Origin of the sequence: Acidisarcina polymorpha, assembly GCF_003330725.1 — a bacterium.
Lineage (GTDB): Bacteria > Acidobacteriota > Terriglobia > Terriglobales > Acidobacteriaceae > Acidisarcina > Acidisarcina polymorpha.
The window spans coordinates 969,121-987,780 of sequence record NZ_CP030840.1 but is presented as its reverse complement, the minus strand read 5'-3'; the positions used below and the strand labels follow the sequence as shown (position 1 = coordinate 987,780).

At 54.0% G+C, this 18,660-nt stretch carries 19 protein-coding genes and 1 pseudogene; 10 read left to right on the top strand and 10 right to left on the bottom strand.

Annotation, left to right across the window (positions count from 1 at the left end; genetic code table 11):
• Positions 1–85: 85 nt before the first annotated feature.
• Both ACPOL_RS04380 and ACPOL_RS04375 read left to right on the top strand, forming a co-directional pair.
• Positions 86–2,848 (top strand): DUF7948 domain-containing protein, encoded by a 2,763-nt coding sequence (locus ACPOL_RS04380; RefSeq protein WP_114205979.1) that lies wholly within the window; start codon positions 86–88, stop codon positions 2,846–2,848.
• Complete coding sequence (locus ACPOL_RS04375) at positions 2,740–3,222, top strand: Ig-like domain repeat protein (RefSeq protein WP_236657505.1); 483 nt, start codon at positions 2,740–2,742, stop codon at positions 3,220–3,222. The genes ACPOL_RS04380 and ACPOL_RS04375 overlap by 109 nt, the downstream gene beginning before the upstream one ends.
• 401 nt (positions 3,223–3,623) lie before the next feature.
• On the opposite strand, the gene ACPOL_RS04370 is transcribed toward ACPOL_RS04375, so the two are convergent.
• Complete coding sequence (locus ACPOL_RS04370; RefSeq protein ID WP_114205977.1) at positions 3,624–4,391, bottom strand: IS6 family transposase; 768 nt, start codon at positions 4,389–4,391, stop codon at positions 3,624–3,626.
• Positions 4,392–5,093: 702 nt separating this feature from the next.
• Here ACPOL_RS04370 and ACPOL_RS04360 point away from each other — a divergent pair.
• Complete coding sequence (locus ACPOL_RS04360) at positions 5,094–6,413, top strand: glycosyltransferase (protein WP_114205975.1); 1,320 nt, start codon at positions 5,094–5,096, stop codon at positions 6,411–6,413.
• Between the two features lie 1,148 nt (positions 6,414–7,561).
• Here the strand turns inward: ACPOL_RS04360 and ACPOL_RS34520 are convergent.
• The 6 genes and pseudogenes from ACPOL_RS34520 to ACPOL_RS36055 all read right to left on the bottom strand — a co-directional run bounded on the left by ACPOL_RS34520 (position 7,562) and on the right by ACPOL_RS36055 (position 9,596).
• Entirely contained in the window at positions 7,562–7,705 is a 144-nt protein-coding gene (locus ACPOL_RS34520; protein ID WP_236657230.1) for an ankyrin repeat domain-containing protein, read from the bottom strand.
• A 5-nt stretch (positions 7,706–7,710) separates the two neighbouring features.
• Positions 7,711–7,920 (bottom strand): annotated as a pseudogene (locus ACPOL_RS04355) (ankyrin repeat domain-containing protein); the annotation flags it as partial.
• Between the two features lie 132 nt (positions 7,921–8,052).
• Complete coding sequence (locus ACPOL_RS04350; protein ID WP_161557207.1) at positions 8,053–8,214, bottom strand: ankyrin repeat domain-containing protein; 162 nt, start codon at positions 8,212–8,214, stop codon at positions 8,053–8,055.
• A gap of 325 nt (positions 8,215–8,539) precedes the next feature.
• On the bottom strand, positions 8,540–8,830 hold the full coding sequence (locus ACPOL_RS04345) for a DUF1330 domain-containing protein (RefSeq protein WP_414633334.1): 291 nt from the start codon (positions 8,828–8,830) through the stop codon (positions 8,540–8,542).
• 187 nt (positions 8,831–9,017) lie between these two features.
• A complete protein-coding gene (locus tag ACPOL_RS04340) occupies positions 9,018–9,278 on the bottom strand; it encodes a transposase (RefSeq protein ID WP_114205972.1) in 261 nt (86 codons plus the stop codon).
• 3 nt (positions 9,279–9,281) lie between these two features.
• Positions 9,282–9,596, bottom strand: a complete 315-nt coding sequence (locus tag ACPOL_RS36055) for a transposase (RefSeq protein WP_114205971.1) — start codon at positions 9,594–9,596, stop codon at positions 9,282–9,284.
• Between the two features lie 236 nt (positions 9,597–9,832).
• On the opposite strand from ACPOL_RS36055, the gene ACPOL_RS04330 reads away from it, so the two are divergent.
• From ACPOL_RS04330 to ACPOL_RS04320, 3 genes are read left to right on the top strand one after another with little or no spacing between them, the layout of a single operon-like run.
• The gene (locus ACPOL_RS04330; protein WP_114205970.1) at positions 9,833–10,315 is read left to right on the top strand and encodes a carboxypeptidase-like regulatory domain-containing protein; all 483 of its coding nucleotides are present in this window, start codon (positions 9,833–9,835) and stop codon (positions 10,313–10,315) included.
• Positions 10,248–11,189 (top strand): hypothetical protein, encoded by a 942-nt coding sequence (locus ACPOL_RS04325; protein WP_150132903.1) that lies wholly within the window; start codon positions 10,248–10,250, stop codon positions 11,187–11,189. Before ACPOL_RS04330 ends, ACPOL_RS04325 begins: the two co-directional genes overlap by 68 nt.
• Positions 11,158–11,736: a TonB-dependent receptor domain-containing protein gene (locus ACPOL_RS04320; RefSeq protein ID WP_114205968.1), complete on the top strand. Its 579-nt coding sequence runs from the start codon at positions 11,158–11,160 to the stop codon at positions 11,734–11,736. The genes ACPOL_RS04325 and ACPOL_RS04320 overlap by 32 nt, the downstream gene beginning before the upstream one ends.
• Positions 11,737–11,801: 65 nt before the next feature.
• Here ACPOL_RS04320 and ACPOL_RS04315 read toward each other — a convergent pair whose 3' ends face one another.
• Both ACPOL_RS04315 and ACPOL_RS04310 read right to left on the bottom strand, forming a co-directional pair.
• A complete protein-coding gene (locus tag ACPOL_RS04315; protein ID WP_236657229.1) occupies positions 11,802–13,820 on the bottom strand; it encodes an alpha/beta hydrolase domain-containing protein in 2,019 nt (672 codons plus the stop codon).
• A gap of 151 nt (positions 13,821–13,971) precedes the next feature.
• Positions 13,972–14,811: an alpha/beta fold hydrolase gene (locus ACPOL_RS04310; protein ID WP_161557205.1), complete on the bottom strand. Its 840-nt coding sequence runs from the start codon at positions 14,809–14,811 to the stop codon at positions 13,972–13,974.
• A 136-nt stretch (positions 14,812–14,947) separates the two neighbouring features.
• Here ACPOL_RS04310 and ACPOL_RS04305 point away from each other — a divergent pair, with 136 nt between their 5' ends.
• Both ACPOL_RS04305 and ACPOL_RS04300 read left to right on the top strand, forming a co-directional pair.
• The gene (locus ACPOL_RS04305) at positions 14,948–15,376 is read left to right on the top strand and encodes a helix-turn-helix domain-containing protein (RefSeq protein WP_150132901.1); all 429 of its coding nucleotides are present in this window, start codon (positions 14,948–14,950) and stop codon (positions 15,374–15,376) included.
• Between the two features lie 527 nt (positions 15,377–15,903).
• Positions 15,904–16,419 carry an Ig-like domain repeat protein gene (locus tag ACPOL_RS04300; protein WP_161557204.1) on the top strand — a complete coding sequence of 172 codons (516 nt, stop codon included), beginning with the start codon at positions 15,904–15,906 and terminating at the stop codon, positions 16,417–16,419.
• A 246-nt stretch (positions 16,420–16,665) separates the two neighbouring features.
• On the opposite strand, the gene ACPOL_RS04295 is transcribed toward ACPOL_RS04300, so the two are convergent.
• Positions 16,666–17,283, bottom strand: coding sequence for a CPBP family intramembrane glutamic endopeptidase (locus ACPOL_RS04295; protein WP_414633356.1), 618 nt, complete (start codon positions 17,281–17,283; stop codon positions 16,666–16,668).
• A gap of 520 nt (positions 17,284–17,803) precedes the next feature.
• Between ACPOL_RS04295 and ACPOL_RS04285 the strand changes: the two genes are divergently transcribed.
• Both ACPOL_RS04285 and ACPOL_RS35850 read left to right on the top strand, forming a co-directional pair.
• Entirely contained in the window at positions 17,804–18,184 is a 381-nt protein-coding gene (locus ACPOL_RS04285) for a hypothetical protein (RefSeq protein ID WP_114205962.1), read from the top strand.
• Positions 18,184–18,633, top strand: a complete 450-nt coding sequence (locus ACPOL_RS35850) for a helix-turn-helix transcriptional regulator (protein WP_114205961.1) — start codon at positions 18,184–18,186, stop codon at positions 18,631–18,633. The genes ACPOL_RS04285 and ACPOL_RS35850 overlap by 1 nt, the downstream gene beginning before the upstream one ends.
• The last annotated feature ends 27 nt before the right edge of the window (positions 18,634–18,660 follow it).

Sequence of the window (18,660 nt, the reverse complement as noted above, 5' to 3'; positions counted from 1 at the left end):
AACCTCCCACCCCCTCCCCACACAAGCAACCAGCCGCATCCGAAAGTAGTTAAGGCGCTGCCGTCACACTATCCAAGGAGCAACAATGAAAACTTTTCTCCCTATGGTGTTCTCTCTGCTGACCGTCAGTCCGTTGGTTACCCAGGCCCAGGGCATCGATGTCGCCGCCGCGACAACCGCGGGCCGGAATCTAGCACCCTCGAAGCTTATACCTGCGGCAAAAGCCCCATCGCGTGTGATTAAGGCCGACTATAGCAAGCTGCCCCTGAGCTTTGAAGCTAATCAAGGGCAGACCGATCCGCGGGTGCGATTTGCGTCGCGCGGTCATGGATATTCGCTCTTCCTCACCGATTCGGAGGCGGTGCTTGCCTTGACCAAACGCGATGCCACCCATCTCAAGACATCGTGGGCAGCGGTGAAAACGGATGTAATCCGGATGCAATTGGCGGGCGCCTCGCGTCAGCTGCGGGTGGAAGGCGCAGACGCGTTTCCTGGCAAAGTGAACTACTTCATCGGCAAGGACCCGGCCAACTGGCACCGCAATGTTCCGACCTTCGCGAAAGTGAAGTATCGCGGCGTTTACCCCGGAGTGGACCTGGTGTACTACGGAAACCAGCGGCAGCTTGAATATGACTTTGTGGTTGCGCCTGGCGCCGATCCTAAGGTTGTCCGGCTGCGTTTCGCGGGCGCGAGCAAGTTGAAGCTAGATAGTGATGGAGATTTGAACATCGTAGCGAAGAACGGCGCGGTCGTCTTTCACAAGCCGGTTGTCTACCAGGTGAAGGATGGAGAACGAGAGAGGATCGACGGTCGTTTCCAACTTTTGGCGAAGAATACGGTTGATTTTCAGCTAGGTGCTTTCGATCCTAGCCGTGAGTTAGTAATCGACCCCACGGTGGCGTACTCGACCTATCTGGGCGGGAACGGAAACGACTCTGACGAGGGCGGGTTCCCAGATTCCCCCGGAGATTCAGTGCGGCAGGTCGTGGTCGATGCGGAGGGTTATACCTACGTAACGGGAACTGCTAGTTCGCTTAACTTCCCGGTGACAAAAGACGCATTTCAAAAGACAAACTCAATCGTGAATCCGGATGATCCCTCGAATCATGAGGCTTTTATCACCAAGCTGAATCCAGCCGGCTCTGCTCTGGTCTACTCCACTTACTTTGGGGGGACGGGAACGGATTACATCGGCGGCGATATTAGTCAGATTGCAGTGGATGCATCAGGAAACGTCTACGCTACTGGACAGGTAAACACACTTGATTTCCCAACGACTCCGGGTGCTTACGATCGAGTGGCGAATAAGGCTGGCAAAGCGTTTGTGAGCAAGTTGGATCCTACCGGATCTACCCTTGTATACTCCACTCTGCTTGGCGGGAGTAAGGGGGAAGGTGGTGGCGGCATTGCAGTGGATTCGGCGGGAAATGCTTATGTCACCGGAGGTACGAACTCCACTGATTTTCCAACAACGCCCGGCGCTTTTGAGACTGCCCCTGCTAGTGGATTTGTAACCAAATTGAATGCGACGGGCTCAAAGCTTATCTATTCCACATACCTGGGCGGAAGTGGCAGCCTCAAGCAAGACTCCGTTGGTCCGAGCTCTGTATTTTTGGATAATTCCGGGAATGCCATCATAGGTGGCCTTACGAACTCTTCTACTTTTCCGACCACTCCCGGCGCTTATGAGACGGTTCTCAACATACCGCCGAACGAAAATTACACGGGCTTTGTGACCAAGCTTAACGCCGAGGGTTCAAAGCTGATTTATTCCACTTACTTCCCCGGAGTTTCGATTGCGGTAGACCTCTCCGGGAATGTGTACGGCATTGCAACGGCAGGACCAGTGACCAGCAACGCCTTTCAATCTAAAGGCGGCGGATGGGTTGGCAAGCTGAACGCCAGTGGCACTGCACTGATCTACGGCACTTACCTCGTGCCGCCCGACGTTTATTTCGGAGCGGGAAATGGTTTGCAGGCAATCGCCGTCGATCAACAAGGCCAGGCGCTCGTCGCCGGTTTTAGCAGCTCACCTGGCTTTCCGGTGACCCCGGATGCCTTTCAGCCGACCTTCCCGGGAATGAGCACCTCGGAGGGCTATCCCATTGTTGGCGTCGTGGCAGAACTGAACGGCTCCGGAACGGGCTTACTCTACGCCACATACCTCGGCGGAAGCGGGTACCTCGCTGGCGGCGCAGGAGCATCCCCCACTCTTTCCGAGGATGTCCCGCTCTCTATTACAGCGGATATCGCAGGAAATATCTATGTCGCAGGAAGGGCCGAATCGACGGATTTCCCGGTTACCAAAGGCGCCTTCCAAACCGTCGACCCTACAGCAGGAATATACGATACCGGATACATCACCAAACTCTCTCTGCATGGATCCACTACAACGACCCTGACTTCGAGTAGCGCCAGCTATCAGGCGGGGAATAATGTCATCTTGACGGCGAAGGTGACCCCGGTGAGCGGAGACAGCGTCCCGACCGGCATCGTCAATTTCCTTGTCGATGGAGTGAGTCTCGCCAAGATTTCCCTGGATAATACCGGGCGTGCTATTTACACGACCGATAGCCTTCCGGCGAGTGGACAACACACCATTGTAGCTAGTTACTACGGCGATCTTCCCGCGTATTCATCAAGCAACGGTGGACCCCTCACCATCACGATTTGGGCCAGGCGGCAACGCCCACCTTCCCGAGACTTGGTGGAACTTATATATATCCGGTGCCGGTACAGATCGAGTCTTCGACTCCTTATGCAACGATCTACTACACCACCGACGGCTCCAGGCCAACCACATCTTCGACAGTCTATAGCGGACCGTTCACTGTCTCCAGTCCGATGACGACGGTGAAAGCGATTGCGGATATCGGTGGGAGTGGCTTTACCCCCAGCGCGGTAGCCACAGCCGTATACAAAGTTGTGCCGAAAGCGATCCCTACGACCACCACGGTAAAGTCGTTGAGCAATCCTTCGAAGCTGGGTGACCCGGTGACCTTCGTGGCTACCGTGACTGCGGCATCGAGTGCGACGCCGACGGGGTCGGTGACCTTCAAGAATGGCGCCGCCCCGGTAGGAACGGCCCCACTGGTGGATGGAGTGGCGACCTTCACGCTGAGCGGTCTAACGGCTTACGGACATAGCATCACCGCCGCCTACACCGGCAGTGCGACCAATGGGGCGAGCGCGGTGGGATTCACCCAGGAGGTGACGCCATAGAGTTTGGGTCTTCTCAAGATCTCTTTCTCGATTGCACAGATGACTACGGTGAGCCGTGTGGCTCGCCGTATTCATGGATGGACCAGTTATGGCCTTGACTTATGGACCGCGCAAGTCTTTCGAGATAGAGCGTGGAAGTCGTCGGTCAAACTTATCCTTTGTGGGACGCCAAGTTCAGGGAAGGGAAGGGGCGGCTATGTTGTGCGCCCGATAAGCGCGTTGACGATAGTGCGCTCACTGCGGGCTCGTGGAAGATCGCGTGACTGGAGCCTGTTTTGTGAGGTCCGGCATGAAAACGACGGCACTAGTCAAATTTTGCGCTACGCGGAATCCGATATACGGCTCTGTTGCAATCTTCTGGCCTTGACGGGGGCGCTCAAGGGGTTGCGCTACCCCAGAGGTCAAGCAGGTTGGAGTGTGATCCTTTCGCCGATGACCGCGAGGGCCTCCGCGAGCGGACCGGCACCGATGCCGAAAGCGCGTTCGACGATGCGAGCTTCACCGCGCACACCACCCGTCAGGTGGAAGATCGCCGCCTGGCCCTTTCGTAGGGCACGCATCACCTCAAATCCTCTGATGGTCGCGTAGGCTGTCTTCAGCGTCTTGAAACCCCGCACCGGACCGATCAGTTGCTTCAGCTTGCCATGATCGGCCTCGACAACATTATTCAGATACTTGACCTGTCGATGCATCGTCTCCGCAGGACATTTGCCTTCGGACTTCAGTTCTGAAATCGCAATTCCATAGGTCGGTGCTTTGTCCGTATTGATGACCTCTGGCTTCTCCCAATCCTTCAAACCATTCAACGCCTTACCCAGGAAGCGTTTCGCCGCTTTGGCGTTCCGTGTCGGCGAGAGATAGTAATCGATCGTGTTTCCATGCTTGTCGAGCGCCCGGTACAGATAGGCCCATTCGCCGCGAACTTTCACGTAAGTCTCATCGACCCGCCAGCTCGTCGATTGCGGGCGACGCCACTGCCCACGCAGCCGCTTTTCGATCTCCGGCGCGTATCTCTGAACCCAACGGTAGATCGTGGAGTGATCGACGAGCACGTCCCGTTCGCCCATCATCTGCTCGAGATCACGATAGCTGATGCCATAGCGGCAGTACCAACGCACCGCCCACAGGATGATCTCGCCTTCAAATTGACGCCACTTGAAATCTGACATGACCCGCTCCGCTCGCGTTCCGCCCATTCTTATGCGGCCACCACAACTTTGCAACAGAGCCCTTTCGAGCATCCGGTGATGATGAAGTCATCGGCATACGGGAGTCGGAATGGTTCACCCTGAGCTTTATCGAAGGCCGTCATTAGGGATGGAAATGCAATGGAGACATCGAAAGCTCACTAAGCATTTTGTTTACTATCTTTTCGAGTGCGCATCGTGCCTTAGGTATGTCAAATGAATTCTATCTATTGAGAACGCGGGCCCAATTCGCGCCGAGAAATGTCGGGTTGAATAAATTCTTATCGATCGTTTTCCGCAAAGTGTCGAGCGCTTTCGAATGACGCACATTTTGAAGGATTGAAGTTTTTGTCATGATGCCCAGGGCGAAGGCGAAACAAAGCGCGCAGGAGGTGTGCCGTCTCATGAACTGATCTGCGTACAAAAATGAGTTAGGTTCTTCTGGGCCATGCCCTCTGCACTCAACACGGGGAATTATCTCTGCCTACAAGCAGAATCTTGAAAATCACAAAGTGCTTCTTGCTGAGACGCTTTCGCGGCAAAGTCTGTCATCACCAATAAAGTGAAAAACTGGGAATAGACTTCTACTTCCCGCGTTTTGTGTAATAGATGGAAGACGCGTTTGCTGGTAGGACAAGGGTCGGTTCCACGTATGCGAGGCACAGAAAAAAGGAGAGCTCCTAAATGAAAATTGGTTTTATCAGTATGCCGCTCACTGGTCACATTAATCCGATGATTGCGCTGGCCCGCAAATTGCAGTCGCGAGGACACGACATCGTCTTTATTGGGGTTCCGGATGTGGGCCCCTACGTACTCTCTGCCGGCCTGAATTTTGTTTCCTACTGTGAAGAGGAGCTGCCGGTTGGATCATCCGCCGGTATTCTGGCTCCGGCTGCAAAGCTCCACGGCATGGAAACAACCCGTTGGACCATTCAGGGGGCGGGCAGAGCGATGTTCCAGTTGGCGTCCCAGCACTTGCCACGCGTAATCGCCGAAACTGGCGTTGAGGCGCTGGTACTCGACACTATCCATATGTACCTAGAAGTCGTCCCCATAAGTTTGGGCATCCCGTATGCACACGTCTGGGCTATTTTAAACATCGATTTTTCGGGCACCACGCTTCCTTCTGTTGTGTCAGGGCGATATGAGGATACCTCCGATGCCCGCACGCGCAATATCGAGGAACTCAAAAAGAGCAAAAACGCGTTTTTCGGGATCGTGCAGGATCTTGCCGCAGAATACGCTGAGAGGGCAGGCCTGAAATTCGAGTGGAGTGTTCCCTCTGAAACCATCTCGAGAAAAGCTGCAGCTGTTGTGTCGCAAACACCTAAGGAGTTTGACTTGCCCGGGATTCCGTGGCCTTCGAATTTCCATTATGCAGGGCCCTTCTTCGACGTAGCAGGACGTGAGATCGTCCCGTTTCCCTGGGAGAAGCTCGATGGCAGGCCCCTTGTCTACGCATCGCTGGGGACCTTGGTTAATGGCATGGTGAGTATCTACGAAACCATCCTTGCCGCAGTGGGACCAATTTCCGAAATCCAGGTGGTTCTCGCCAAGGGAAACAATATCGAACTCCACGAGCTCGGCTCTATCCCGCCCAACGTCATCGTCGTGGACACAGCACCTCAGCTAGAGCTCCTTGAGCGGTCCGCGCTCTGCATCACGCACGCCGGACTCAACACCGCACTTGAATCGCTCGCGCTTGGCGTACCCATGGTGGCCATCCCCATCGGCTATGATCAATTCGGGGTAGCCATCCGCATCGCCTATCACGGAGTAGGGGAGGTTCTTGAAGTCGACAACCTGACCGTCGATGGGCTCCACGCGTTGATCCGCAAACTCTTGGACACGCCCGCCTATCGCGAAAAAGCACAGTACTTCATGCGCTTGATTGCAAAGCGTCACGGGCTCGACATCGCCGCCGAAACGATCGAGCGTGCCTTCGAACACGCCATGGAGAACCGTCTTCTGGATCCCTCACGTGTGTGCCCGGCGCCCAGCTGAGAAAGGGCAGGATCAGCTCACTAATGCACAAATCGCTGACAGCTCACCTCCTGACTATATCGCGAGCTAGAAACCCGGCGCGAGGGAAAACGAAGATGTCTACGAACTCCCGCTGTCTCTTTGCGGTCTTTAATCTTCACCACCAACCTGAACGTCCGCAAGACGTGGGAGGCATACTCGCGCCGTGCTTAACACGACGAACCGCACGTACGTACAAGGGCAATTGGGATACCATCGATCTCGATCGCGTTATCCTGCTCGATAATGACCGTTACCGCGCAAAAGAGCATCCCGTCGACACGCACTTACACAGTTCCCTCAATCGTCTTACCGTTTACTCATAGGCTTACTACAACTACGTGTGGGATGAGGTGATCGACGAAGACTCCTTCCGATAGTTCCACCAGAACAATTTGCAGACCGGTCCTGCTCCGCTGCGCTACCGCGTGTGGTGCTGGAGCCGGGGTGCGCCACATTCGGTTTAGGCCACAACCCCTCGAGCAAGACAGAAAGACGGCTCCTCTGAGATCACTGCTTTTTCGGCGAGCTTCAGCGAGTTTGGGAAGCCGGCACACCGCTCGCCTGCGCGCACTTCGACTTATCCTGAGGACGACGATTACCAACGCGGCACCGCGCCGGGCGAATTCGCTCAGCCCACCCGGACCTCACGCCTCGAATGGGCTCCGCGTAGCCGCGAGATCTATCGCAGCCGGCCAATGCACCCTCCTGAACCAACCTACTCAGGTCAGCCCTATCCGAGTTCATGCCCAATCAGCCGTGACAGCCCACGCGAGTAGTATTCAATCCCCATTCTTTTACCGCCGCGCCAACAGCTTACTGCAGATACGGTACTAGAGATTTGGCGCTCATTGGGGAGGCAGGCGCCTAATTCCTGGTGTCAGCGAGTAGAAGATGTGCAGGCTTGGTACGCTTTATCCGGTGGAGACTGCCACGCGCACCTATATTCCCCGTTGGAGACTCACAACTGCCTAGCTAGGAGCTCCGCGAACCGGCGTCTGCGGTGCAGGAATCCACCATTGATCAATTCGCGGTGATTAAGTTTAAACTACGATTCTTATAATCAATTTCCACTGGCGCTCGGATTATCTTCACCAGCGAGTTCCTCTACAAAAGAAGAGTAGCCAATCTCAACGCAGAGCAGTGGCTAACTGCTCGTAATGAAACTTCTCCGCTATCTGCAACGGAATATGTCCTTCAGGATCCTTGAAGTCGCGCTTCGCACCAGCTGCGAGTAGCTGCTGCACCATCGCCGTATTTCCATAATCCATCATCGAAGCTAGTGAAGAGGCGTAAGTCCAATTCCGTTAAGGGCATTCACATCCGCTCCCTTGGCAATCAGCACAGCCACGACATCCTTATATTTCGAAAGAACTGCCCGCGTTAGCGGAGTCGACCCGCGCGTATCACGCTCGCGTATATACGCGCCTAAGTCAATCAGAGACCGCACCATCGGCGCATCGCCCATGTCGATAGCATTTATCAACGGCGAATAACTTCTACCATCGCATGTTCACTTCTCGTTAACTCTATCACCGTGGATGGCCAGCAACTGGGCCTTTTCGACTTCGCCGGTGCCTGCAGCAAGGAATAGCGGAAAAGGAATATGCGTCTCGGTCGCTCAGCGCTCTACCGTCGCGCCATGATCGAGAAGCATTCGCACCACCTCGGTTGTCCCGCGATAGTTCGCAGCTACGGCCAGCGCCGTAAAGCCGTTTTTAGTGTGAGCGTCCACCACCGTGCCGCGGTCCAGCGCCAAGTTCGTCTTCTTAAGATCGGTCACGACCAATTGCAGCAGAGGAGTTCCCTTCTAAATTCAGACGACAATAGTTACACGGGAAAAATTTGCGCACTGGTCGCAATGCCGCGCTTTTTGTGTGGGTTGTTATGAGCACAATGCCAGCATCAAATTATGACGGAAAAGGTTCCGCATTTTTGTTAGAAGAAAAATATCGAAGTGATGCAGTGGCGAATTGGTCGTGCACGTTAGGAGTTCTTCTATAAAAGTGGTTACGAAATCATTGAAGGGACGATAATGTCCCTTCAATGATTTCGATGGAGACCAAGAACAGCTCGTCCTCAGACCAAGAAGGACTACTTCAGAAGGACTACTTCGCCGAGATCGAACGACGAACGCCTTCAGCATAGCTCTTAACTGTGAAGCCCTCGGGAAGATGATCGATGAAGACGATATCGGAAATAGAGTTCTTTGTCCGGAGTGGCAAGATGGCCTGGTACTCCGAAGAGTGATACCAGTCGGTGGCCGATTTGCGATCCGGAAACTCCAACAGTACTACAGCGCCCGGCCAAGTGCCCTCGATAACATCCGCTGGTCCGAGCGCGAGCCACTTTCCTCCAAACGGGGCCACAGTTGCCTCCACTCGTTCCAAATAGTCCAAGGCCTGACTGTTCGGTAAATCGTCCGAGATGCGTAGATGGTTGATCAGTTAGGTCTTCATATTGTTACTCCTTTGGTGGTTGGGGAAAGTGAAGTCCGATTCACCTGTACTGGCATGGCCAGCCGCCCAGTCAGGTGAGATACCAGCAAAGATTGCTGGTACGGCTATTGCCGCGACCCTTTAGGGTTCACTCATACGTCCGAGCCTGTTTCCAGTGCCGTCGTGACGGAATGACGGCCACCGCACCCAGGCCGTGGACCTTGGCGATGATCTCGGCCGAGTCGTAGCCTTTATCCGCGATTACGACTTCGTCATGGGGGCCGTCCAGCAGGCGTACGTCCTCGGCGTATTCGGCAGCTCCGGGCGTGATGCGGAAAGCCCCCGGCAAGCCATTTTCATTGACCAGCAGATGGATTTTGGTGCCCAGTCCACCTCGAGAACGCCCCACGGCCTAGTCTTCGGAGCCCGTTGTTGGGGCCTGCAGCCGCCTGCTGGTGAGCCCGCACGATCGTCGAGTCCAACGTGAGATAGAAGTGTTTCTTGTCTGCCACTGGGTCGGCGAAGATCCGCTCCCACGCGCCACCACGCGCCCAGCGCATAAACCGCGCATGAACGCTTTTGTACGTGCCGTACACTCCGGAAGGTCCTGCCAGTGAGGCCCGGATCGCAGAACCCACAACACCCCGTCGACGAACTGACGATTGTCCGTTGAGGTTCGGCTTACATGTTCCAGTCGCCCCGGAAGCGGACCTTTGATTGGCTCCATTTCCCATCATTCAATTCATATTGACTCTCCAAAATTCAAGTTCAACAAACTTAGAGTAGGCAGCAAAGCTTATATGTGGATACCGCCTAGAGGCGCTTCATCGATTGATTTCACGAATCCATAAGCCCCTTATAAGTTGTGGTGCAAGAAACCACAGTGACAAGTTTATTGCGAAACTCCGGGAATAGATCGCGGATCTTGTGTATCTAGCACTTTGACAAGGAATTCAGAGAAAAATGGGCACAAATTTTGTGGAAGCACGACATCGTGGTTGCGATGACAAAATAACCGGCCTCGCCTCGCCTCGAGATAGAAGAAAGATCGAACACGAGTGTACTCGATTGTCTTCCTCGTTCCTTCCTTGTTCATTGTTGAAGAGGGGTTTCCAAACAGAAGATGTTATTAAGGATGTCCGTAACAGCAGTTGCTTTTTTTCTTGCTCTCTCGCAACATTCGGGCAATCGTGCCCAACAGGGTTCCGCATCGAAGGCAATGTTATTGACCCAAACAGTCTATTGATCCAAGGAGCACAAGTCACAGCAACTGATAGCTCAAGTACACAGACTGATTTCAAAGGTCATTTCGTCCTTCCCTGCATCCCTAGTAGAGAGACCGATTTGACCGTACAAGCTGAAGGTTTCTCCCTCGTCAGTGCATGCCAAGAGCATCGGAGCTGGCAGCACCATTATTACCGTTCAACTCGCTCTTCCGCCTGTTGATACAGATGTCGAAGTCGCTGCTGACCTCAGCCCCGAGGGTACCGTACCGGGCAGCCAGACATTGAATGCCAAGCAGGTACAACAGCTTGCAGATGATCCGGACGATCTTACTCGTGAGCTTCAAGCACTCGCCGCAATGGCCGGCGGGGGTGCCGCCAATGCCACTATTACAGTGGACGGTTTCCAGAACGGCAGTGCTCTGTCTCCAAAAGACTCCATCGCTTCTGTCAACCTAAACCCGGACCTATTTTCACCCGAATACGAATTCCCGCCCTTTGAGGGAGCTCATATCGATATCACAACCAAGCCTGGGCTGGGCGACCTGCATGGGTCCGTGTTTTACACAGATGGCGACAGAAGCTTTAACGCCACCGATCCTTTCTCTCTGACGGCGACTCCGGCGGGAAATCGTCGTTATGGCTTCAGCTTCGGCGGTCCAATTATCAAGAAGAAGAGCGGCTTCAATCTGTCTTTGGAAAAACGCGATATCGATGAGTTCAATGTAGTAAACGCAATCGCGCTCGGTGCTAACAATAATCAGGAAGCGCTTCACCAGGCGGTAGCGGCGCCGCAGCGTCTATGGATCGCTTCTGCAAGGGGAGACGGACAGATCAGCCCGAGCGAGTCGGTCAATATTTCCTTTTCGGCAAACGTGAATAATCTGGGCAATCAGGGAATTGGCGGCCTCACTCTCGCTGAGGCTGGGTTCAATAGCCGCGTGAGCGAATATGATCTACGGATTTCAAATATCCTGACACTCAGCCCGCATTGGTTATTCCTGGAAAGACACAGAACAGACTCCGCTCTCCACCGCTCCGCAGCTTCAGGTCGCCGGCTTTTTTTTGGGAGGTGGCTCTACGGCGCAGGGTCTTAACAATCATGAGCGCGATTTAGAAATTGATGACAATCTGCTCTTTGACCGCGGCAAACACACCATGAAATTCGGAGTTCAATCATTGGCATATTATGTTCATGAAATTGACCCGGATACCTTCAACGGAGCATTTGTCTTCGGCGGCGGAAGCGCTCCCGTGCTTGATTCTAGCGACCAGCCTCTCTCACAGATCACGAACATTACTGCGCTCGAACAATATCGGCGCGCGAATCTAAATCTTGCAGCAGGTATCCCTACAACATTTCAGATCACGACCGGAAACCCTCTGGTCGCGTTCAATCAGTGCAAAGTCTCGCTGTTTGCCGAAGATGCCATCAAGTTGACTCCACGTCTGACGCTCACCACAGGCCTGCGGTATCAGTTTCAAACCTCGCCGAGCAATTTTCTGAACTTCGCTCCGCGGTTGGGGCTTGCGTGGGCATTTGGCAAGAATGACTCTACCGTGCTGCATGCCCGAATAGGTCTCTTTAATAGCTCAAACTACTGGAAACCGGAGCTGCTCACCTGCAATCAGCATCCGGCATGACAGATTGTCCGGGATCATCGCAATATTTGATTTACTCAAACAATGGCAACAGTAAGAATAAGACATTAGTTTACAGCTTCGCTCCATTCTTGCTCACCGCGAAGTAGCAGTGCGGCACGATCTTCGGGCAAGATCCAATTCTCTTTTATGAGCTCATCCACGGCCCTTTGGTACCGGACGGTGTAATCTTCGTGATTTGCATAGCGTTCTGCGATGGACTTGCGGCGATCGCCCGTCTTTTCACGTTCGGCGGCGGTCTTAGCGAACGGAATGTACGAAGCTTCAAAGGCCACACGCTGATCGGATGCGCCGATGGAAGGATCGCGAAGGTTCCATCCTGTATAGGTTGCGAGCGGGACGGTAATCTCTGGTAAATGGACGCCGTCACGTTCATTTCCATCGATATCGACCTGGGGTACAAGAACGGGGTAAACCTTTCCGACGCTGGGCGGCTGGACACTCAGGATACCGTTGCGCCAGTTCGGGCCAAAGTCGAGGCGCCAAACCTCATTTGCGTCGTGCGGACGATTCAGGCCGCGAATTGCAGGGAAAGCGTATTTTTGCAAAGGCACAAGATTTTCGTCGGCAATCAGGGGATAACTGCTGACCGGCGGAGGCTTACTATTTCGCACCCATGCGTCCATGTTAGCAATCATGGCGCGCATCAGATATCTATGTGAGAGCGGCGATTGCGGCTCCTGTCCGAGAAGATCGTCTTTCCCTCTCACCGGAGGAAATGGAGCAGGGAAATGCTGTAGGCCGGTGAAGTGATAGATTCGAACACTGTTTGCTATCGGCGCATCGTGTTTGCCATCGGCGCTGACGTGGATCAACGCCGCGGCACGGCCCCAGTATTCGAAAGACGTGTTGGTAAAAAAAATGCGCGGCACGACGTTTTCGGCTGTGGCGCGGTCAAGCAGGCCACCCACCTCTTTTGTGACCGGATCGCGCTCTGGTAGATCGGTGAAGGGGAAGATATCGGTTGGGAAGAAGACGGAGGAGGTCGGTTGCGCATCCCGCGATGGCTGAGCGAAACGGTAATTAAAACTGCCTCGGCCGGCTCCGGCGACGTGCGCAAGGACTCCGTCGAGGGCCATCTTACCGTCTTCGTCAGCATTGAAGCCCTGATAAAGAAAGTCGCGCAGAAATCGGCCGGTCTGCGAGATGCCTTGCCCAAAAACACGCTGGACCGGAACGATTGTGTTAGGAGAGTGCTTTGCGTAGGAGGCGAAGTCGCGTACGGCGGCGAAGGCACCTCCAGCTACCACCGGATCGGCGGCAACATAGACATATTCGTAGATCTTGCCAGGTTGGAAGCCACCGTTGAGGTGAATGAACTGATCGCTAGGAACGAGTTTACTGTCGACTATGTGGGCGAACTTCCACTGAGAGCGGGGGATCAAAGTTCGGTTGGCATCGGGCGAGTTGCGGACGGTAAGAGAGTTGCGAGGATCGTCGGGTGCGGAGACTGGATATTCGGTTCCCCCGATCTTGCCGAGGATGACATGGCCGAGCGGAATCTCTGGCATCCACTTTGAAAGCATTATATCTCCTCGCAGTAGACCGAAAATGGTCTTGCCGTTTTCCTTCGCAATCGGGGCGTAGAAGTGGAGTGCGCCAGGACCGGTTACATCCCATTGCCACCCCAAGGTTACGATCGTATAGCCGTTGCGCAGTAACCATGCGTCGCCCGCGTCCTCCGCGACATCTGCATCGCCGCCGTCGATAAAAGAAAGGACGATTCGTTTGCTGCGGTTAGGTAGTTCAAGAATCATGGAGCCATTGCCCCTGGCGGGGTCTTTGGGGCGAATCGCGACGAAGTCGGACGAGAATTCGACCTCACCATCTCTAAGATTTATTGCATTGTGGAGATCGACGATTCCCTGATTGTGTGGATTTGCTATAGGAAGCGAGAAATAGATTCTTCCACTGATGTGCTCATAGGCCCCTGCGTCGCCGAACGACCTTCCGCTGAGGACATCGGAGTGAGAGAAAATGTCGACGTGAGAGACGCGTGCGCTGACCGGCGAAATGATGAAGAACGAAAGAATGAAGGCGAGAATGATTCCAGGTTTGAGGTTCATTATTTCCTTGGTGCCAACGTAGTCTTCGATAGATGGGAGCGAGTGCCGCTTCGCTCCCCAGGTAGAGATAGCGATGTCGCCCTCAAGACTTCCACACTATTTGTTCGGAGAGTTTCTGCCGAAGAGAACTTGCGCTAGAAGCGGAAAGGTTTCAAATCCGAGATTTGGTTGGTTTCTGCACTTCTTGTGGATTGTTGTCCTCAGGTCGATGAGAATCTAAAAACCTGACGATGGCGGTTGCTAATTGAACTGGCTGTTCTAGGAAGGAGAGATGTCCTGAATCGATCTCGACATGTTGAGATCCGTGAGTCAACTCGGCGAGCTGCTCTGAATAAAATCCGGGAACGATGCGATCATGCTTGCCTGAAATCGATAGGCTTGGCACCGCTATTTTTTTAGCATGTTCTCGGATGTCTAAGTTAAGATCGAGTCGAATGGAATAATCCACTTTTTCCCAATCGGTGGACCTAACAAATCCATCGATGATCCTGGCGATTGTATCTTCATCAAAGGTCGAAAGGAAACCTCTGCTTATCCCAGTCAGGAGCAGCAATTTAGTAAGCGCAGTCCGATTGGTGCGAACTAGGTCGAGCCAGAGACTAAACTGCGACTTCATCCAAACCTCGCTACCGTATCCGAAGCCCGAAACAAGAACCAACGAACGAACACTCTCAGGATGTTCTGCAGCGATGAAAGCGGCTACACCCGCCCCCAGAGAGTAGCCCACAAGGTCAAAGGGGCCTTCGGTTCTGTCACAGACTTCCGTGAGGACATGAGAAGCGGCCTCAGCGATTGTCTTTGAATAGGCCGTATCGTTACTGATCGTTGAGTTCATGTAGTCGGGGCGAATTACGAGGCGGTTCACAGCCAGATGGTCAACTACGCCGGACCAGTCTTCTGAAAAGCCGGAGGTACCATGTAGAAGCACGAGTGCCGGGTTTGCAGCGATTTGCATTGATGAAGTTGGTTCGGTTGCTCTGATAGCTTCCATATGCCTTCCATTCATTGTGGTGCGTTCAGCACGCGAGTTTCAGTTGCTATCTGGCGTTCGACCGTTCGACAGAACTCAATGGAACAATGTATGGAAACGTGATTTATTCCCGTCTCTGTGTGTAGGTGGTTATGGCTTGCATCGTGTTTTCAACAAGAATTACAAACTCATGGGGAACGTCTATAAAATCCTGCATTCCACCCATACTTTTCACGTGACTATTGGTTCCCTCCGGAACGATGTAGGCCGTGTGGCGGCAGACGTAAGAGATGTCGATGAGATAGGCTGTTCACCCAAGCTGTATGCGCGTATTGCACGCTTTCAGGGTGCTCTCGACACCAAGCGCCTGTTTCCTGAACGCACGTGGCTCAATATCGCCCACCAGTTCGGCTTTGCCGATCAGATGCACATGGTGCGAGACTTTCATAGCCTCGCAGGCAAACCGCCGAGTCAGACGGTTGCGGAGAGCAACGACATGCATCCCTGGTCTCTCGCTGAGTTCACAGACCTTCCTTCTGCGACCCCGACCGGGATAAGAGGCGGGACAATCTCGTTGAGATTGTAGCCTCCAAATGGCCGCATTGAGCTCGGAACTTCTTACTTCCTACAGAGCTCCTTGGGAGACCAGTCATGAGTACCCAGGGGGATGAAGAACTCACCGCGCCCACCCACCAGAGCCTTAGTGGTTCGTGGAGACGGCCAGTGCCTCTGGGGAAACAAACAAGCATGGACCGTGTGATATTCATCAAGAAAACTGCACCCATGGTGATAAAGGAGACTTTACAGAATGAAGACAGTTGTCTCTGCGATGCTTTATCTATGGGCCGCCGTTATATCACCCCTCCACTCCCAGGTTCACGACCACCCTTCGCCCGAGGCGCTTGGCAGCGTCACCTTCAGCACGTACTGTAATCCTAATGTGCTACCCCAGTTCAATCATGCCGTGGCTCTCATGCATTCTTCCAATTCGGCTCCGCGATTGAAGGATTCAATTCGGTTCTTACGGCCGATCCGACGTGTGCTATAGCTGATTGGGGGATTGCACTTCGTAGTTGGCAGAACCCATTCGCCGGATCGAAGTCTCCCGCCCAGTTGCAGCAGGGGCTGCGCGCCGTGGAACAGGGACGCGCTATCCGCACAGTTACCGCGCGCGAGCGCGCCTACCTCGACGCCGTTCCCCATCTCTACGTCGATTGTGCCCATATCAGTCAGCCAGACCGGCCCCTCATTATTTCTGAAACGTCGACGGTGAAAGCGATCGCAGTCGCAAGTGGCTACGCGGACAGCCCGGTCACTTCGGCCACCTTCACGATCAAGCCTGGTGCCATTTCAACTACGACGACGCTTACCGCCTCCTCGAATCCGTCGAACCTTGGAGATCAGGTGAGGTTCACGGCCACCGTCACCGCAGCTTCCGGGCCGCCTCCCACGGGGTTAGTCATCTTCAAGAATGGAAGCGTTGTTCTTGGCAGTGCGCGGCTGCTTGATGGCACAGCATCCTTGATCACTGCGAACCTCGCTCTTGACGGCAACGCTATTGCGGCCATCTTCACCGGCAGCACCACCGATGCAGTCAGCGCAGCGACCCTTACTCAAGAGGTGCAGTAGACCTGCCTCATATCAAAGGCCTTTCGAGACATGCAGATCAAGGAATTCAATGCGGACGAGCTTCGCTTTTAGAGCTCCACCGCGAGTTGTTTGACTGTGCCAGTGAGTGCATCGCCCCCGTTACCAACAACCGACCGAAATACGACATATCTTTGGTTGCATCATGAGGAACGTGCGCCTGGCAATGCCCCAGTGAACATTATTCCGTCCTTATTCTTGGGCAGGCCCCACGGCACGACGACATCTTTAATGCCGGCCACCACGGGCGGCGGGCGCGATTGGGAACAAGGCGGAAAAGACGGGAAACGACAGAATCAGGACTGCCAAACCGATCACGCGTCCTTCGGGTCCTGCAGCTCCCCCGGTCAGCCAAGCCGGCCCATGGAGAGTTGCTTGCAATAACTGCCCTTTCGCGTGCATGCCGCTACCCGGAACCGAGTAAAGAAATGTAAGAGAGAAATCCCAAGCCGAATGTAGGCCTACTGCAAACCACAAATTTCCGGTCCGACTTAAGGTAAAACATGCGAATAATCCATACAACATCACATCCAGTGCGCCAACAATGCCTTCCCCGGTATTCGTGAGATGCAGGCCCCCGAAGATGGCCGATAACAGAAATGCTGCCGGCCAAAAACCGACACCTATGGTGAGACTATGCAACGCATAGCCGCGGAAAAGAAACTCTTCGAAAAGACTTACCATGATGAAAGCTAGCGCTGACGCGGCGCCGAAGATCAGAACCTTTCCAGGGGAGAGCGCAAAGCTTCCGAAGGAATACCCTCCCAACAGATACGTACATCCGATGTCCAAAAGCGCTAAGAGCCCCCAAATCACGCCTAGTGCGAATCGCGTCCCCGAATGCATCCCGTAGCGGAAGGCCGAAGGCCCCGAGCGGTCGTCCCTCAATCTTCGCGGCGAAATAGGACAAGGCAATCACCGAGAGTAGCCCGATACTCGTCAATGACGAGCATTATCGTCGCAGTCGTGGTCCCAAGCTCCGCCTGCTGAAGGAGGGACGCCGTGGCCGGGATTTTGTTCAGAACAATTTTCAGACAAGTTAGGAAGAGGCCGATTGTAACGGCAAACAAGAAGAATCTGAATACGGCGAACAGCCGCTCTCTCTTAGTCGGAGGTTTTTGATTCACGTCTCCGTCATTAGTTTGCCGGTCCTTCCGTGTTCCGCGAAGCAGACTAATTCGCATCTCCCGCCGACCTCCCAATGCAAGACTCGCCTGAGCGTGCACTTCGGGTCTTGAAAGCCCTTTACAGAATTGTCTCCGTTTAACGGATAATCAAGGAATGGACGCCGCGAGGCGTCGGCGCCTGCGGCCGGTGTAAGTTCCGCGGTGAAACCGATGGAGATCACATTCGAGGGAAGCACCCGATGCCGAAGATTCTGCCCGCTGGCGAGCACTATGGGAATACGCTCCAACAATGGTCTTCTGATTCCATGCTCGTTTGCCAGGTTCGCTACGATCGGGGAGCAACTTATGATGTGCATGGAAATGAGCGGGCCTCAATGATCTTTGTGCAAACGGGACATTGCTCAAAACGGATGGGATCCGAACGGCTGGAACTTGCTCGAAGTTCCATGCTGTTTATTCCATTTGAACGTCTGCAGGCAGATTCCTTTCCGTTCGGCGCTACCTTTCTTGCTGTGGAATTCAGTGCATCCTTTCTGCATCGGATGGTTCGGACTGATTTAGCGGTGGATGACCACGTCCTGCTGAGCCTCAAGATGCCCAGGCTCTGGGCGCACGGCTGATGTGCGAATTGTGTTACATCGACGAAATGTCCGGTCTAGTTTTTGAGGGAATCCTTCTGAACGCCTCAGCTTTTGCCTACCGCACGCGCACCGTTCAACACAGAACGCCACCTCTTTGGCTTGCCCGGGCAAGAGATTTGCTGCACGATTGCGCATGCGAGTCGCTCGAAATGAATCAGATTGCACGCGACGTGGGCGTGCATCCATCCCAACTTTCAAGAGAGTTTCGCAACTTCTTCAAAGTGACACCAGGTGATTATCTGCGCGAGCTAAGGGTTGAGACCGCGGCAAGGCATTTGTCGGAAACGGACATCGCTCTGACAGACGTTGCATTGCGCTGCGGCTTCGCAGATCAGGCCCACCTCGCCAAAGTGTTCCGGCACTGCCGACAAATATCGCCGTCCGCATATAGGCGCCTTGCCCGGTCGCAAAGGCAGAATCTCTGCTAATTGGATGAAGTATTCATCCGTGTTTCG

Coding starts and splice junctions, on each gene's coding strand:
- ACPOL_RS04380 (WP_114205979.1), top strand. CDS start 86: ATGAAAACTTTTCTCCCTATGGTGTTCTCTCTGCTGACCGTCAGTCCG.
- ACPOL_RS04370 (WP_114205977.1), bottom strand. CDS start 4,391: ATGTCAGATTTCAAGTGGCGTCAATTTGAAGGCGAGATCATCCTGTGG.
- ACPOL_RS04360 (WP_114205975.1), top strand. CDS start 5,094: ATGAAAATTGGTTTTATCAGTATGCCGCTCACTGGTCACATTAATCCG.
- ACPOL_RS34520 (WP_236657230.1), bottom strand. CDS start 7,705: ATGATGGATTATGGAAATACGGCGATGGTGCAGCAGCTACTCGCAGCT.
- ACPOL_RS36055 (WP_114205971.1), bottom strand. CDS start 9,596: ATGGAGCCAATCAAAGGTCCGCTTCCGGGGCGACTGGAACATGTAAGC.
- ACPOL_RS04330 (WP_114205970.1), top strand. CDS start 9,833: ATGGGCACAAATTTTGTGGAAGCACGACATCGTGGTTGCGATGACAAA.
- ACPOL_RS04315 (WP_236657229.1), bottom strand. CDS start 13,820: ATGAACCTCAAACCTGGAATCATTCTCGCCTTCATTCTTTCGTTCTTC.
- ACPOL_RS04310 (WP_161557205.1), bottom strand. CDS start 14,811: ATGGAAGCTATCAGAGCAACCGAACCAACTTCATCAATGCAAATCGCT.
- ACPOL_RS04295 (WP_414633356.1), bottom strand. CDS start 17,283: ATGCATTCGGGGACGCGATTCGCACTAGGCGTGATTTGGGGGCTCTTA.
- ACPOL_RS04285 (WP_114205962.1), top strand. CDS start 17,804: ATGCCGAAGATTCTGCCCGCTGGCGAGCACTATGGGAATACGCTCCAA.
- ACPOL_RS35850 (WP_114205961.1), top strand. CDS start 18,184: ATGTGCGAATTGTGTTACATCGACGAAATGTCCGGTCTAGTTTTTGAG.